Annotated in this window: 16 protein-coding genes; 11 read left to right on the top strand and 5 right to left on the bottom strand. The window is 62.8% G+C overall.

The window, feature by feature from the left end; genetic code table 11:
* Positions 1-45 precede the first annotated feature (45 nt).
* Positions 46-1,422 carry a C4-dicarboxylate transporter DcuC gene (gene dcuC / locus LG30_RS0103185; RefSeq protein ID WP_033129267.1) on the bottom strand — a complete coding sequence of 459 codons (1,377 nt, stop codon included), beginning with the start codon at positions 1,420-1,422 and terminating at the stop codon, positions 46-48.
* 284 nt (positions 1,423-1,706) lie between these two features.
* Between dcuC and LG30_RS0103180 the strand changes: the two genes are divergently transcribed.
* The 7 genes from LG30_RS0103180 to LG30_RS0103155 all read left to right on the top strand — a co-directional run bounded on the left by LG30_RS0103180 (position 1,707) and on the right by LG30_RS0103155 (position 7,839).
* A complete protein-coding gene (locus tag LG30_RS0103180) occupies positions 1,707-2,021 on the top strand; it encodes a hypothetical protein (RefSeq protein WP_052100822.1) in 315 nt (104 codons plus the stop codon).
* Between the two features lie 194 nt (positions 2,022-2,215).
* Positions 2,216-2,566: an ArsC family reductase gene (locus LG30_RS0103175; RefSeq protein WP_033129266.1), complete on the top strand. Its 351-nt coding sequence runs from the start codon at positions 2,216-2,218 to the stop codon at positions 2,564-2,566.
* Between the two features lie 22 nt (positions 2,567-2,588).
* Positions 2,589-3,716, top strand: coding sequence for a succinyl-diaminopimelate desuccinylase (gene dapE / locus LG30_RS0103170; RefSeq protein WP_033129265.1), 1,128 nt, complete (start codon positions 2,589-2,591; stop codon positions 3,714-3,716).
* On the top strand, positions 3,713-4,399 hold the full coding sequence (locus tag LG30_RS0103165; RefSeq protein ID WP_033129264.1) for a M15 family metallopeptidase: 687 nt from the start codon (positions 3,713-3,715) through the stop codon (positions 4,397-4,399). Before dapE ends, LG30_RS0103165 begins: the two co-directional genes overlap by 4 nt.
* Positions 4,396-4,542 carry a hypothetical protein gene (locus tag LG30_RS22470; RefSeq protein ID WP_152598999.1) on the top strand — a complete coding sequence of 49 codons (147 nt, stop codon included), beginning with the start codon at positions 4,396-4,398 and terminating at the stop codon, positions 4,540-4,542. Before LG30_RS0103165 ends, LG30_RS22470 begins: the two co-directional genes overlap by 4 nt.
* Before the next feature lie 292 nt (positions 4,543-4,834).
* Entirely contained in the window at positions 4,835-6,562 is a 1,728-nt protein-coding gene (locus LG30_RS0103160; RefSeq protein ID WP_033129263.1) for a potassium/proton antiporter, read from the top strand.
* A gap of 176 nt (positions 6,563-6,738) precedes the next feature.
* A complete protein-coding gene (locus tag LG30_RS0103155) occupies positions 6,739-7,839 on the top strand; it encodes a beta-N-acetylglucosaminidase domain-containing protein (protein ID WP_033129262.1) in 1,101 nt (366 codons plus the stop codon).
* 226 nt (positions 7,840-8,065) lie between these two features.
* Here the strand turns inward: LG30_RS0103155 and LG30_RS0103150 are convergent, their stop codons facing one another.
* A complete protein-coding gene (locus LG30_RS0103150) occupies positions 8,066-8,698 on the bottom strand; it encodes a LysE family translocator (protein ID WP_033129261.1) in 633 nt (210 codons plus the stop codon).
* 165 nt (positions 8,699-8,863) lie between these two features.
* Between LG30_RS0103150 and LG30_RS0103145 the strand changes: the two genes are divergently transcribed.
* The 3 genes from LG30_RS0103145 to LG30_RS0103135 all read left to right on the top strand — a co-directional run bounded on the left by LG30_RS0103145 (position 8,864) and on the right by LG30_RS0103135 (position 11,576).
* On the top strand, positions 8,864-10,486 hold the full coding sequence (locus LG30_RS0103145) for a methyl-accepting chemotaxis protein (protein WP_033129260.1): 1,623 nt from the start codon (positions 8,864-8,866) through the stop codon (positions 10,484-10,486).
* Positions 10,487-10,660: 174 nt separating this feature from the next.
* Positions 10,661-11,191, top strand: coding sequence for a DUF1523 family protein (locus LG30_RS0103140; protein ID WP_033129259.1), 531 nt, complete (start codon positions 10,661-10,663; stop codon positions 11,189-11,191).
* A gap of 88 nt (positions 11,192-11,279) precedes the next feature.
* The gene (locus LG30_RS0103135) at positions 11,280-11,576 is read left to right on the top strand and encodes a winged helix-turn-helix domain-containing protein (RefSeq protein WP_033129258.1); all 297 of its coding nucleotides are present in this window, start codon (positions 11,280-11,282) and stop codon (positions 11,574-11,576) included.
* A 218-nt stretch (positions 11,577-11,794) separates the two neighbouring features.
* Here LG30_RS0103135 and LG30_RS0103130 read toward each other — a convergent pair whose 3' ends face one another.
* Complete coding sequence (locus LG30_RS0103130) at positions 11,795-12,268, bottom strand: hypothetical protein (protein WP_033129257.1); 474 nt, start codon at positions 12,266-12,268, stop codon at positions 11,795-11,797.
* 33 nt (positions 12,269-12,301) lie between these two features.
* Positions 12,302-13,237, bottom strand: coding sequence for a pyrimidine-specific ribonucleoside hydrolase RihA (gene rihA / locus LG30_RS0103125; RefSeq protein WP_033129256.1), 936 nt, complete (start codon positions 13,235-13,237; stop codon positions 12,302-12,304).
* Positions 13,238-13,430: 193 nt separating this feature from the next.
* On the opposite strand from rihA, the gene LG30_RS0103120 reads away from it, so the two are divergent.
* Entirely contained in the window at positions 13,431-14,162 is a 732-nt protein-coding gene (locus tag LG30_RS0103120) for an RluA family pseudouridine synthase (RefSeq protein ID WP_193354247.1), read from the top strand.
* 222 nt (positions 14,163-14,384) lie between these two features.
* Here LG30_RS0103120 and udp read toward each other — a convergent pair whose 3' ends face one another.
* The gene (gene udp / locus LG30_RS0103115; RefSeq protein WP_033129254.1) at positions 14,385-15,140 is read right to left on the bottom strand and encodes a uridine phosphorylase; all 756 of its coding nucleotides are present in this window, start codon (positions 15,138-15,140) and stop codon (positions 14,385-14,387) included.
* Positions 15,141-15,489: the final 349 nt, after the last annotated feature.

Genomic DNA, 15,489 nt, shown 5'->3' with positions numbered 1-15,489 from the left:
GCCATCGGTCGCGTGAAAAGAGCGGACGGATCGTCCGCCCACGGATTACATAAACAGCAGGTAGTTAAGCGCCAGCGCCGTCACCAGGGCGCCGGCCATGGGCACACTGGTGCGTTTCACCACCACGAAGGGGGAGACCTTGGCGATGCCGGCACAGGCGATGAGCACGGCGGCGATGGGGGAGATGCTGCGCCCTATGCTGGAGGCGAGCTGCATCGGCAGCAGCATGGTCACCGCGGGGACCCCGAACTTGGCCGCCACCGCGGGGGCCAGGGTGGAGAAGCTGAGGAAGGCGGCGTTGCCGGAGCCCATGATGACCGCCGCCACCATGATGAGGCCCACCATCACCAGGGTCATCAGGCCGCTGCCGATGCCGGCGTTGCTGGCGGAATGGAGCAGGGTGTCGATGGCGCCGATGGCCTTGAGGGACTCGGCGAACAGTTCGGCGCAGACGATGAGCGCCACGACGGGGCCGAATACCTTGCCCATGCCGTCGAGGAAACTCGACAGACCCGCGAAGGCGGTACGCACCGAGCGGCTACGCAAGAGCTCGCACAGCATGCCGATGAACACCGACAGCAACATGGCCACCTCCACGCTCATCTTGATGTCGTCCACCAGGAGCTTGGAGAAGGTCATCATCAGCACGAAGGGGATGATGGGCAGCAAGGCATACCAGGTCGGCGCCTTCACCTCGGCCGTCCCCTGCTCGTCGAGCTCGGCGTGATCGCCGCGGTGCAGGGCCGGATCCCAGCCATCCTGGCGGTCACAGTGCCGCTGCCAGAAGAAGTGCAGCACCATGGTCACCAGCAGCATGGGGGCCACCAGCCAGATCTGGTAATCCACGAAGTAGCTGGTCGGATCCAGGCCGGACTGGCCGGCGGAGAAGATGGCGTTGGTCTGGGTCGGGCCAATCTCGAACGCCTGGGAGGTGGCGATGACGCCGCAGGCGGAGGCCGGGCTGATGCCGAGGTTGCGCATCACCGGGTACATGGTGACCATCAGCAGCAGGCCGAGGCCAGTGGCCGAGGTGACGAACAGGGAGACGAACACCGCCACCAGGTAGCAGATCGCCAGCATCAGGTAGCTGGACTGGATGCCCGCCACCGGCTTGACCGCCACCCGCACCAGGGACTGGGAGGCACCGATGTGAGACATGTAGGTAGCAAAGCCCGCCACCGCCATGATGGTGAGGCCGAGCCCGGCCGCCCGGTAGGAGAAGATCCCCTTGAACACCTCGAACAGGTCGAACAGGGCGAAGCCGGTGCTCTTGTCGGCGGGCAGTATGGGGTGCAGCCCCAGCCAGTAGGCCAGGGTGAAGAGGCTCATCCCCGCCAGCGCCAGCACGGCCTGCGGGTTGTAGTCCTTGACGATGCCGTAGATCACGGCCATCAGCACGAACGAGACGAATAAGAGTTCCAAAATGCGCTCCTGTTAAGATATCGAGGGGCGGAATCTAGTGGTCGATCCCGTCTTCTCCCTTGATCCCCATCAATAAAGATGGCTTGAATGCACATTTAAAGAATAAAACACCAACTAAATCACAAAAACCAGTCGTTAAATTTGACCTCTGCGCATTAAGATCCAGTTGCATAGCGCCAAGCCCCGCAACCTCCACTTTTTTTGCTCTGGATCAACGTCCGTTGGGGGTGAACTGGCCAAGATGCCCGTCGACACAAGGCGACCATTTCGCACCGGAGAGAGTTATGACAAACCAGGCCACCGCAGAGAGCATCCACTGCGACTACAAGCTGTGGGACATCCTCATCGAGTCTGCAAAGGAGCGCACCACCATTCGTTACTCCAAGCTGGCCAGGCAGGCCGGGCTGGAGGGCAGCCAGGACGAGCTGCGCACCCTGCTGCAACGCATCCGCATGTATTGCACCGAACACGAGCTGCCCACCCTCTCCGCCATCGTGGTGGACGACGTGGGCAAGTACGCAGGCCTCTCCTCCAGCCTGCCGGACGCCCCCTGGGAGCGTGCCCGGGTATTCGATTACCAGTGGCCTCTCTCGCCATAAGCCCTGGCCTCAGAGACAAACCCTAAAAAACGCGCCACCCGGCGCGTTTTCTGTTTCCTGGCGGCCCATGGGCAGTCGGACTGGCGGCAGAAAAAGCCCGGCAACGGGGCGTCGCCGTTGCCATCGCGGGATCGGGATGCCAGAATCGGGCCTTCGTTGATTCAGGGCCCCTGCCCGCAGCTAAAGGACCTCCCATGGCCACCACCCTCTATGGCATCAAGAACTGCGACACCATCAAGAAGGCCCGCAAGTGGCTGGACGAGGCCGGTGTCGACTACCGTTTTCACGATCACCGGGCCGATGGCCTGGAGCCAGCCCAGCTGGACGGCTGGCTGAACCAGCTTGGCTGGGAAGCCCTGCTCAACACCCGCGGCACCACCTTTCGCGCCCTGCCGGATGAAGACAAGCAGGGGCTCGACAACAGCAAGGCCCGTGCCCTGCTGCTGGCCCAGCCCGCCATGATCAAGCGCCCGCTGCTGGATCGCGATGGCGAGCTCACCCTGGGGTTCAAGGCAGACCACTACCAATCCCTCTTCTCTCGTTAAACTTTTCTGTTAAGGAACGCCGATGTCGGATGTCATCGCACTGGCCAAGGATCTGATCCGCCGCCCCTCAATTACCCCCCTGGATGAAGGGTGCCAGACCCTGATGGCGGAGCGCCTCGAGCGTCTGGGCTTCGTCATCGAACCCATGGTGTTCGAGGACACCACCAACCTCTGGGCCCGCCGTGGCAGCGAAGGCCCCCTGTTCTGCTTCGCCGGCCACACCGATGTGGTGCCCGCCGGGCCGCTGGACAAATGGCACACCCCACCGTTCGAGCCGACTATCCTGAACGGCATGCTGTACGGCCGCGGCGCCGCCGACATGAAGGGGTCGCTCGCCGCCATGGTGGTAGCCACCGAACGCTTCGTGGCTGCCAACCCGGATCACTCAGGTTCCATCGCCTTCCTCATCACCTCGGATGAAGAGGGTCCCTTTATCAACGGCACGGTGCGCGTCATCGACACCCTGGAGGCGCGCAACGAGAAGATCCGCTGGTGCATCGTCGGCGAGCCCTCCTCCACCGCCCTGGTGGGGGACGTGGTGAAGAACGGCCGGCGCGGCTCCATCACCGGGGATCTGGTGGTGCGCGGGGTGCAGGGTCACGTGGCCTACCCTCATCTGGCGGACAACCCCATCCACCGTGCGGCCCCCGCCCTGGATGAGCTGACCAGCACCGTCTGGGATCAGGGCAACGCCTACTTCCCGCCCACCAGCTTCCAGATAGCGAACATCCAGGCCGGGACCGGCGCCTCCAACGTCATCCCCGGCGAGTTGCACGTGCAGTTCAACTTCCGCTTCAGCACCGAGCTCACCGATAGTGCGATCCGCGAACAGGTCGAGGCCCTGCTGACCCGTCACGGGCTGGATTTTGAGCTGAAGTGGACCCTCTCCGGCCAGCCCTTCCTGACCGACACCGGCGAGCTGCTGGCGGCGGCCGTGGGGGCCATCGAGAGCGTCAACGGCCAACAGCCGGCCCTGCTCACCACGGGTGGCACCTCCGACGGGCGCTTCATCGCTCCCACCGGTGCCGAGGTGATCGAGCTTGGTCCGGTCAACGCCACCATTCACAAGGTGAACGAGTGCGTGAAGGCCCAGGACCTCGATCTGCTGGCGGACATGTACCAAGGGGTGCTGGAGCGGTTGTTAGCATGACCCAGGATCAGCTGCTGGGGCTCGACGAGAGCCACCTCATCCTGGTGGGGCGCGGCCCCCACCGCCTGACCGCCGCCACCGCGGCGGCCTTCAACGACATGCAGGTGGCCGCCGCCCATCAGGGTCACAACCTGCAGGCGGCCTCCAGCTGGCGCGGGTTCGAACGCCAGCTCGCCATCTGGAATGGCAAATGGCGCGGCGAACGGCCCCTGCTGGACGCCAACAACCAACCGCTGGATGCGCTGCAACTGACGGAGACCGAGCGGCTGCACGCCATCCTGCGCTGGAGTGCCCTGCCCGGCACCAGCCGTCACCACTGGGGCACGGATCTCGACATCTACGATCCCGACTGCCTGCCCACCGGCACCAGGCTGGCGCTGGAGCCCTGGGAGTATGAGGAGGGCGGCTGGTTCAGGGATCTGAGCGCCTGGCTCGGGGATCACATGAACGACTTCGGCTTCTTCCTGCCCTTTGCCAAGCCCCTCGGCGGCAGCGGCGTCGCCGTTGAACCCTGGCACATCAGCTTCGCCCTGGAGTCGGCCGATCAGCAGCTGGATCCGGATGCGCTGGCGCTTTGCCTGCAACAGGCGGATATTGAAGGCAAGGCGTGCGTATTGGCTCATCTCGACGAGATCCTGGCCCGTTATGTCACTGCCAGTCACGCCGAAAGGAGAATCCGATGAGTGTGTGGTTATGGATAGGCCTGCCGCTGTTGTTCCTGCTTGGCCTGTTTCTGAATGCCATCAAGGACATGAAGCGGCTCGAGAAGCAACTGCCCAAATACAAGGACAAGATCCGGGAAGTCAAAGACGACGAGGACGACTGATCTACCCCGCAGGGGCCCTGCCGGCGCCCCTGCTTCTTTTTTACCCCTTCTGCTCACCCCCTTGCCAGCCAACTCCCCACCAGGGGGAACCCGCCGCTTTTGGGCCCTAAACCTAGGGCCAATTGCCACTCACTGTTGGTGTTTTACCGCCTTGGCACCGATCGCCTTCCCTGCGTAAAAACAGCACGGTAAACGTAAAAAACTGCAAATTGATGCACAATTAAGCCACACAAAGGGGTCCAAACTGCATATAATGTGCCTGTTTTTGCGGATCGCTACGAGGAGTTCGCCATTGGATGCCACCACCATCAACAATTTCTTCTTTATCGGTGCCTTGTTGGTGGGATGCAGTGTCCTGTTAAGCACGCTCTCCTCTCGCGTCGGCATTCCCATTCTGGTCATCTTCCTCGCCGTCGGCATGCTGGCCGGTGAGGATGGCCCCGGCGGCATTCACTTCGCCAACTACTCCATCGCCTATCTGGTGGGCAACCTGGCGCTCGCTGTCATTCTGCTCGATGGCGGCATGAAGACCCGGGTCTCCTCGTTTCGGGTCGCGCTCTGGCCCGCCCTGTCGCTCGCCACCGTCGGAGTCGCCATCACCACGGCCCTGACCGGTTTCGCCGCCGCCTGGCTGTTTGACCTCAACCTGATGCAGGGCATGCTGATCGGCGCCATCGTCGGCTCCACCGATGCGGCGGCGGTGTTCTCCCTGCTCGGCGGCCGCAGCCTCAACGAGCGGGTCAGCGCCACCCTGGAGATAGAGTCCGGCAGCAACGATCCCATGGCGGTGTTCCTCACCGTCACCCTGATCGAGGTGCTGGCCACCGCCCAGCAGAGTCTGGATACCGGCTTCCTGCTGCTGCACCTGCTGCAGCAATTTGGCATGGGGGCCGGTATTGGCCTCGGCGGTGGCTGGCTGCTGTGGCGCCTCATCAACAGCGCCAAGCTGGCCCCCGGCCTCTATCCGCTGCTCACCGTCAGCGGTGGCCTGCTGATCTTCGCCCTCACCACGGCGGTGGGGGGCAGTGGCATCCTCGCCATCTACCTCACCGGTCTGCTGCTTGGCAACCTCTCCCTGCGCAGCCGCAGCACCACGCTGTCGGTGCTGGATGGCCTGACCTGGCTCAGCCAGATCGGCATGTTTCTGGTGCTCGGCCTGCTCGTCAATCCGAGCGAGCTGCTGCCCATCGCCCTGCCAGCCCTGGCTCTGGCGATGTGGATGATACTGTTCGCCCGCCCGATCTCGGTCTGGGTCGGCCTGCTGCCGTTCAAGAACTTCGCCCCCCGCGAGCGCTGGTTCATCTCCTGGGTGGGCCTGCGCGGCGCCGTGCCCATCATATTGGCGGTCTTCCCCATGATGGCGGGGCTGCCCAACGCCCAGCTCTACTTCAACGTCGCCTTCTTCGTGGTGCTGGTCTCCCTCATCCTGCAGGGCAGCTCGCTGCCGCTGGCCTCGAGGCTGGCCCGTGTCGAGGTGCCGGCCCCCCCCTCCCCCATCAACAGATCCGGGCTCGAGATCGATCTCGACAGCCAGTGGGAGACCTTCGTCTATCGCCTGAGCGCCGAGAAGTGGTGCATCGGCTCCCCCCTGCGGGAGCTGCGCATGCCGGAGGGCACCCGTATCTGCGCCCTGTTCCGGGGGCAGGAGCTGTTGCACCCCTCGGGCAGTACCCGCCTGCAATCGGACGACATCCTCTGCGTCATCGGCCACGAGCGGGATCTCCCCGCCCTCGGCCAGCTGTTCAGCCAGGCTCCCGAGCAGGATCTGGGCCCGCGCTTCTTCGGTGACTTCCTGCTGGAGGCGGCCGCCAGACTGGCGGATCTCGCCCCGCTGTACGGGCTGGATGTGAGCGAGGTAGCGGATCAGACGCTCGGCAACTTTATCGCCGGGCAGTTGGGCGATAATCTGGTGGTCGGTGACCATTTCGCCTGGCAGGGCCTGCTCTGGACGGTGGCGGAGATGGAAGAGGGTGAGCCACGCAAGATAGGGGTTCGCTTCCTGGAAGAGGACCCTGTCTAGCATCGGCGTTAGGTCATCTTGAATAAAAGCCACCCAGCGCCAGCTGGCCAGCATGGGGTGAACGCAGCGCAGCAACCGCGCGTTGTAGTGATAATAAGGTTCAGAGCAGCACATATTCCTGATTCATGGCCTCTTGCAAGACGGTGAACAGGTTTTCAGCGAGAAGGGAGTCGATTATGCCTTACCAAACCCTGTTGTCAGATCTCACCCCTCCCTCGCCCAAACTGGGCCTGATCGAGGGCTTCTTCGGCAAGGGCTGGAGCTGGGACGCCCGCGCCCGCTACGCCCAGTGGCTGCCCCGCCACGGCTACGGCTTCTATATCTACGCGCCAAAAGAAGATGGTTATCTGCGCAAGCACTGGGCCCAGCCCTGGCCCGCACAGCAGCTCGACGATCTGCGTCGCCTCGCCCAGCAGTGCCGTGACAACGGCCTCGCCTTCGGGGTGGGCCTGAGCCCCATGGGCGCCCATCACGACTACGCGCACAAGCGCCCGGCCCTGCTGGAGAAGCTGCGAGTCATCGAGCAGGAGCTCAAGCCCGATATCCTGGCGGTGCTGTTTGACGACATGAAGGGGGACACCCCGGATCTCGCCCACTGGCAGCTCACCATGGCCCACGACATCGCGGCCCACACCCAGGCCAGCCGGCTGCTGTTCTGCCCCAGCTACTACTCCACGGATCCCGTGCTGGAGAAGGTGTTCGGCGCCATGCCCCCCCACTATCTGACGGATCTCGGCCAGGGGCTGGATCGCCGCTTCGACATCTTCTGGACCGGCCCCAAGGTCTGCTCCAGCGAATACCCGGCGACGCACCTCAAGCAGGCCGCCGACTGGCTGCACCGCAAGCCCTTCCTGTGGGACAACTACCCGGTCAACGACGGCAGCAAGGCCAGCAGCTTCCTGCACCTGCGCGCCTTCGAGAACCGCACCGAGCTGGCCGATCTGGTGGCCGGCCACGCGGTCAACCCCATGAAGCAGGCCGCGCTCTCCGTGCTGCCGCTCGCCACCCTGCCGGTGTGCTACAAGCTCGGCAGGCAGTACGATCCGGACAAGGCGCTGCACGCCTCCCTCAATGCCACCTGCGGCCCGCAGATCTCCGCCATGATCCAGGCCGACTTGACGCTGTTCCAGGACATCGGCCTGGCCCAGCTCACCCCGGAGCAGGTGATCCACCTCAAGGCTCGCTACCTGCCGTTCCAGGATCAGAGCTGTGTGAACGAGATCCTACGCTGGCTGGCGGGGGAATACGTATTCGATCCGGACTGCCTGACCGACTAGTCAGAGGCGCCAGCCGCCCACAAAAAAGGCCACCTCCCAAGAGGTGGCCTTTTTGCATGGCTCGCGCCATCAGAACCTGTTCACGACCTGTCACGAGAGGCTGTCAGCAAGGTGAAGAGCAGCGCAGGAACCGGAGCGTATACAGATACGTGAGCCATTTTTTTCACATAGGCGAGCAGCACATGAGCCTTGATCACGGCCTTGCAGCAAGATCGTGAACAGGTTCTCAGCCGAAGGCCAGCCAAACGCCCACAAACAGCATCAGGGAGCCGGCGATGCGGTTCATCAGGGTGACGTTGCCACTTTTGGCGAGGAAGTGGCGCAGGGTGCGGCCACCGCTGGCGTAGAGCAGCAGGCAGGAGAACTCGATGACGAGAATGAGCGTCACCAGGGCACTTATCTGCGGCGCCATCGGCTTGGCCGCATTGATGAAGGGTGGCAGCAGGGAGACCATGAAGGCCCAGCCCTTGGGGTTGGCGATGGCGGTGACGAAGCCCTGCAGCGCCAGGCCAAGCGGCTTGGTCTCCTGCCCGGCCGACAAGTCCGCCGGGATGGCCATCTTGCCCTTCGCCTGCCACATCTGGATGCCGAGCCAGACCAGATAGGCGCCCCCCACGTACTTGAACGCCGAGAACAGCGCCGGGTAGTTGAGCATGACGGCGGCCACCCCGACCACCGACAGCACCGAGACCAGTCCGACCCCGATCAGCTCCCCCCACATCATGTGCAGGGTGCGGCGCACCCCCAGGCTCATGCCGAGGGTCATCGCCAGGGTCATGCACATGCCCGGCGTGACAGAGACAAAAAAGAACGTGGGAACAAATAACGCCAGAATGGCGGGATCAATCCAGTCAGACACACTACACCTCCATGCCAATAACCCGGTGATCTTGCCTATCACACTCTTTTAACACAAGAAAAAACCTTTTCCCCCGGTCCGGTTTCAACCATAAAAACCCTGTGACAGCCCTTGTCGCGCCTGTGTAAGATGCCGTTTCACTCCTCTTTTGGGTTAGGATTTTTCATGTCGTTGAATACCCTGTCTATCCGTCTTCAAGTTCTCATCCCCCTACTGCTTGCCAGCCTGCTGATGATCCTCATGGTCGGGATCAGCAAGCAGGAGATAGACAGCGCCATCGGAGACATGAATCAGACCACCGCCAGCGTCACCCGTCACAAGGACGACATCGCCGCCCTGATCCACGCGACCTACCGGCTGCGCACCAATGCCATCTATGGCCTCTACGATCAGCAGCGCTTTGCCCAGTTGCCGAGCGCGCTCGATGCCGCCGAGCAGGAGATAGACGCCATCCTGGCCCGGCTGGTGATAACCGGCGCCGAGCAGGACAATCGCCAGGTGGCCATGGCCCTGCAGGCCTACCTCAGCCACACCCGCAACAACATGCTGCCGCTGCTGGCCCGGCAATATCAGGGGAACGGCGATAGCGCCGCCTACGAACAGTCCCGGCTGCGCTTTCGCGATCTGGGGGAGCAGCTGATCAAGGAGATCGACAGCATGTCGGCCCACGTCAATCAGCTGATCCTGGCCGACATTGCCGAGGAAGAGGCGCACTACCACGCCACCCTGCTGCGGACTCTGCTGCTGATGGGAGGCACCCTGCTCGCGGCGCTGCTCGGTGGCTGGTGGTTGTCCGGCCAGATAGTGCGTCCCATCGGCCAGTTGCAGGAGGTGATGCGCGCCGTCGCCCAGGGTAGGTTCAACGTGCGGGCCAAAGCCGAGGGCAACAACGAGCTGAGCCAGCTCGCCAAAGACATCAACCAGACCCTGACGCAGCTCGGTAGCACCATCCACACCCTGACCGGCATCAGCGGCAACGTGGCGTCCGCCGCCACCGAGCTCGCCGCCGTCATGAACCAGTCCGAGGCCAATGCCCAGCAGCAGCGCAGCGAGACCGAGCAGGTCGCCTCCGCCGTCACCGAGCTGGCCAGCACCGCCGACAACGTCAACCACAACGCCGCCCTCGCCGACGAGCTGGCGCGGGACGCCAACAACCGAGTCGAACAGGGTCTGGCGCTGTTCGCCAAGAGCATCCAGGCCAACAGCCGGATGGCGGGGAGCCTGGAGAGCGCCGCCGCCGTGGTGGCGCGGCTCAAGTCCCAGTCCGAGCAGATTGGCAAGGTGATCGAAGTCATTCAGGGCATCTCGGAGCAGACCAATCTGCTGGCCCTGAACGCCGCCATCGAGGCCGCGCGCGCCGGTGAAACCGGCCGTGGCTTCGCGGTGGTGGCCGACGAGGTACGCCTGCTGGCGGCCCGCACCAAGGACTCCACCAAGGAGATCCAGGTCATCATAGAGCAGTTGCAGAGCCAGTCCCTGTCGGCCAACAGCGGGGTGCAGGAGACCCTCGAGATCCTGAGCCACAACCAGCAACTCTCCGCCGAGGTGCAGGCGCTGCTCGGCGGCATCACCCAGGCGGTCAACCAGATCAACGGCGCCAATGCCCAGGTGGCCACCGCCGCCGAGGAGCAATCCTGCGTCACCGCCGACATCAGCCGCAACATCACCAATATCCACGAGATAGTGAACCAGAACGTGGCGGGCATCAGCCAGAGCGCCGCCGCCAGTCACGAACTGTCACAGCTCGCCGAGCAGCAACGCAAGCAACTGTCCCAATTCCAGCTGTAATCGCCCCTTGGGGTGACGCTCGGGCCCCGTACCCTGGGCCCGGGTCTCTGTGGCCCCCGACTTCTCTTCGTTTTAAATGACTCTTTTGATTTTAAGGTGCCATTAGGGACTGGGCGCCATGCTTAAATATGGGTATGGTAGAGGCACGTCATTCCCCCTCACCTAGAGAACACCATGAGCCTCAAGTTCAAGAAACCCGCCTTTATCGCCCTGGGCCTCGTCGCCCTGCTCTCCGCGCTCTGGCTCGATTTCTATCTGCCGGAGCACACCATCGCCACCATCACCGGGGTCGAGGTGAAGCGCACCGACAAGGACGGCCCCATCAGCCAGAAGAACCCGGCCGATGGCCCTACAGTCGATGTCTATTACATCTACACCGAGCGCCCCGGCGAGAAGATCCGGGTGTTCCGCAACGAGGATACCCTCTGGGGCTGGCCCTTCTACTTCAAGTTCAATGCCGCCGACGTCCAGGCCAAGGCCAAGTCCATGGAGTTCGAGAAACGCCTCGCCATCATCACCTCCTACGGCTGGCGCGTGAACATGTTCTCCCTGTTCCCCAACGTCACCAAGATCGAGAGCACCCAGCCCGACGCCTCCACCTGGAGCTTCTTCCGCTGGTTCTGGTTCGGCATCTGGGCCCTGGTGATGGGCAAGGCCGCCATCGCGACCTGGCGCTACTTCGACCGTCTCGAGGACGAGATATGATCGACTCAGGCAAAAACGGCGCCAGCTGCCTGCTGCGATGGCATATGGCGGCTTGTCCGGTCAGCCAGGCAAATCTCGGGGATAGACAATGACAGAGCCGAGCAAGACTCGCACCAGCTTCTACCGTCGGCTCTATGTCGCCCACCTGATAAGCCAGGGCACCGACACCATCCCGGCCATCATGGCGGCGACCGGCATGCCGCGGCGCACCGCTCAGGACACCCTGGCCGCCCTGGCCGAGCTCGACATCCTCTGCGCCTTCGAGCAGACCGAGGGGGCGCGCCACCTGCAGGGCCACTATCGCATCAGCGACTGGGGGCCCATCAATCCTGACTGGATCGCCGCCAATCTGCCCGTTATCAAGGAAACGCTCGGCTATCCCTGAATACAGAACGCGGGCGGCTCATTGTCGTGTCAGCGACCGGGGAGCATCGTTCAACCCTGACTGGATCGCCGCCAATTTGCCCGTTATCAAACAGACGCTGGATTATCCCTGAATGATGAACAGCCCCCTGCCGTACCGGTGACTGGGGAACATAAACAGAGAGGGGAGCCATGGCTCCCCTCTCTCGTCTCTGGTCGTAGCGATGCTCGCCCCGGCGCCTACTCCTCCGGGAACGGCTCCTCCGGTAGCGGCTCCGACGACTCCCCCTTGGTGCAGTCGATGATGGTGCGTTTGGGGTTGTTGGGATCCCGCAGCAGCAGAGGAGCCTCCCCCAGATCATGCTTGCGCTCATCGCTGAACTCGCTGCCATAGGCGTTGTGGGTCAGCCGGCGCGCGTTGGCGATGGGGGTATCGACGAAGAGGGCGTGCACCTCGAAGGTCGAGGCCGGGATGAGAAACCCGGTGATGGGCAGGCCGTGCAACTCCTGATGGGTCTTGTACCAGGCGAAGCCGTCCGTCACCTTGTCGGGGGTGAAGGTCTTGAGCTGCGGATGGGATGGCTCACCCGTCTCGCTGTCGAGATGGAGCTGATCCAGATCACAGGTTGCCAGCCCTTGCCACATCGACTCGAATGGCGTGGCGCACCCCGTCAGTTGTACGCAGGCCAGCAGTGCCAGCGACGATTTGTACATTTCCCATCCCTTCTCTCAATAATGCAATGGCGGTCAGCCAAAAGCCCGCAGTCGTTCGACCAGCAGATCGATAAAGCCCGCACGGTCCAGTCCCAGCAACACCAAGGCATTGGCCGGTTTGCCGGTCAGGCCGTAGCGATCCACCACCGTCATGCCGGTAGTATGTGCGCCACTGGTTTCGATATCGACTCGGCACTCGACCCCGTGAAACAGGGCGGGAGCCAGCAACCAGGCAATGGTACAGGGGTCATGCAGCGGTGCACCAGCAAATCCCCACTTGGGATCCCTATGGTAGATCATGAAGAAGTCGAGCAAGCCAGCCACGCACTGGGCCACCGGATTGGCAATGGCGCGTACCCGCTCGATATCCCCGTCCATCACCTGGGCCTCATGGGTCACATCCAGCCCGCACAGGGTGATGGGGATGCCGGACTTGAACACCATATCGGCCGCTTCCGGGTCCACATAAATATTGAATTCCGCCGCCGGGGTCCAGTTGCCCGCCCCGGCGGCGCCCCCCATCAGCACGATGCGGCCTATCTTGTGGTGCAGCTCGGGATGCGCCGCCAGCAGCAGGGCGATGTTGGTGAGCGGGCCGGTCGGCACCAGGGTGACCGGCTCCGGGCTCTCGCGCAGGGATTTGGCCATCAATTCGAGGCCCGTCATGGCTTGCGGGGCAAAGGCAGGATCCGGCAACCTGGGGCCATCGAGGCCCGACTCGCCGTGGACGTTGTCGGCGATGATAAGCTCGCGGGCCAAGGGTTTCGGCGCCCCCGCTGCCACCGGAATATCGTCACGCCCGAGCAGGGTCAGGATGCGCAGGGCATTGTTGAGGGTCTTGTCCGGCGTCTGGTTGCCGGCACTGGTGGTGACCGCCAGCACCTTGAGTTCGGGGCTCGCCAGCGCCAGTATGAGGGCGATGGCATCATCGTGGCCGGGATCACAATCAAGCATAACGGGCAACGCCATGGACAGACTCCTTACAACATGACAGGGAGCCCTACCTTAACAAGCAAGCCCCGGATGAACTCGGGAAGGGGTCACAAAACGGCGCCCTTCCCACTTTTAAACCACTGAATTATCAAGCTGTTGAACGAATTATCCCCGCTTATCCCATCGAACGGCGCAAACAGCCGAGTCGCCCCGAGCAGCCGGTTCGAGTATGATCGCCCCCCCTTTCCAGCCCGTGCGCCCTATGTCTGCCATCGTCGACACCTTTATCGCCCCCCCTTGCCACGCCAGCATCGGGATCCTCCATGAGGATGAACACCTGCTGATCATCGACAAGCCGAGCGGCCTGCTCAGCCTCTCGGGCAAGAACCCGCAGAACCTCGACTCGGTGCACTATCGGCTGGTACAGGATTTCCCCGGGTGCACCCTGGTGCATCGCCTCGACTTTGGCACCTCGGGCCTCATGGTGGTGGCCAGGAACAAGGCCATCAACGCCCAGCTCTGTCACCAGTTCAGCCAGCGCGCCGTGGCCAAGGCGTACAGCGCCCTGCTCTGCGGCCACCTGGCCGAAGACGAGGGACTGATCGACGCCCCCATCGCCAAGGATCCGGCGCTGTTTCCGCTGATGAAGATCTGCCCTCAAAGCGGCAAGCCCGCCCGCTCCCGCTATCGGGTGCAAGAGCGGCTCACCCGCCAACAAGAGCAGGATGAACCGCTGACGCTGACCCGGGTGCGGCTCGTGCCCGAGACCGGCCGCACCCACCAGCTGCGCATCCACTGCCAGCAGCTGGGGCATCCCATCCTGGGCTGCGATCTCTATGGCGGCATGGTGCTGCCAGGCACAGCACACACCCCAAGGCTGATGCTGCACGCGAGCGAGCTCGACTTCATCCACCCGGTGAGCGGTGAGCCGATGGCGGCGCGATCTGCCAGTCCGTTCTAACTACGGCAAAAAAATGAAAGCAGGGAAAAGAGAGTCGACTTCATCCATCCGCTGAGCGATGAGCCCGTGGCGGCGAGATATGCCAGTCCATTTTAATTCAGCAGAGGAAGTGATGGCTGGGGAGCGAATGACGGGACAAACGATGGCTATCTTGATAAACGGCAGATAAAGATAGGGGCCGCGCTTTCGCAACGGCCCCCACCCCCCACACTGTGTGGTGCGTCAGATCAGCTTGCGGGCGGCGCCCAGCACGATCTTGATCGCATCAGATTCGGTTTTTGCCATGGTGGCCGCACTCGGGATCTCTTGCTGGGTGCGGTTGACGATGATACCCGCCACCATACCGGCGCGCAGGCCCTGGCTGGCACACATGGTCAACAGGGTGGCAGACTCCATCTCGAAGTTCAGCACGCCCATGGATTGCCACTCCTTCATGGAGCCCTGGAAGCGGTTCACCACGCGGCCGGAGAAGGTGTCGTAACGCTCCTGGCCCGGGTAGAAAGTATCGGACGAGGCGGTGACGCCCACGTGCAGCTTGGAGCCCAGCTCCTTGGCGGTCTCGACCAGCGCAGTGGTGCACTCGAAGTCGGCAACGGCCGGGAATTCCATCGGTGCGAAGTGCAGGCTGGCACCGTCGAGGCGCACTGAGCCGGTGGTGACGATCACGTCGCCCACATTCAGGTGCGGCTGGATGGCGCCTGTGGTGCCGATGCGCAGGAAGGTGCGGATGCCCAGCTGTGCCAGCTCTTCTACCGCGATGGAGGTGGACGGGCCACCGATACCGGTAGAGCAGATGATCACGGCGGTGCCGCCCATTTCACCACGCCAGGTAGTGAATTCACGATGGCTGGCCAGGTGCACCGGGTTATCCAACAGCTCTGCGATGCGCTTCACGCGCTCGGGGTCACCGGGGACGATCGCCAGGGTGGCGCCTTGCAGATCAGCTTTCTTCAAACCCAAGTGAAAAACATCAGACATAGTGGACTCCTGGTTGCTCCCCACCAGCATGGTCAGGGGGCAAGTTAAGATGATTCTTTATGATACTTTCAAGCCTGCTCTCCCCTCGTTCGGGGAGGCGCCAACTATGGTCGAAAGCGCTTTCCAATTCCTTGAAGCAACTCACACTTCCATGCATTGACAGTGACAAATTCAGCGCAAAACGTTTGCTAACTTGATGAATTTCCTGAAAAACGTTTTTCTTCTCTCCGCTCGCTCCAGCCCCTTGTCAAGCCCTCGCTACCACGATTCGGCCAGAGCGCGATCGAGTCCACAAAGTTGTAAATCAGATACTATTGACCCCTTCGCATCGCCTCATCTGCTGTTATGT

Source organism: Aeromonas aquatica (assembly GCF_000764655.1).
Classification (GTDB): Bacteria; Pseudomonadota; Gammaproteobacteria; order Enterobacterales; family Aeromonadaceae; genus Aeromonas; species Aeromonas aquatica.
This window is presented reverse-complemented; position numbering and strand designations above follow the sequence as displayed.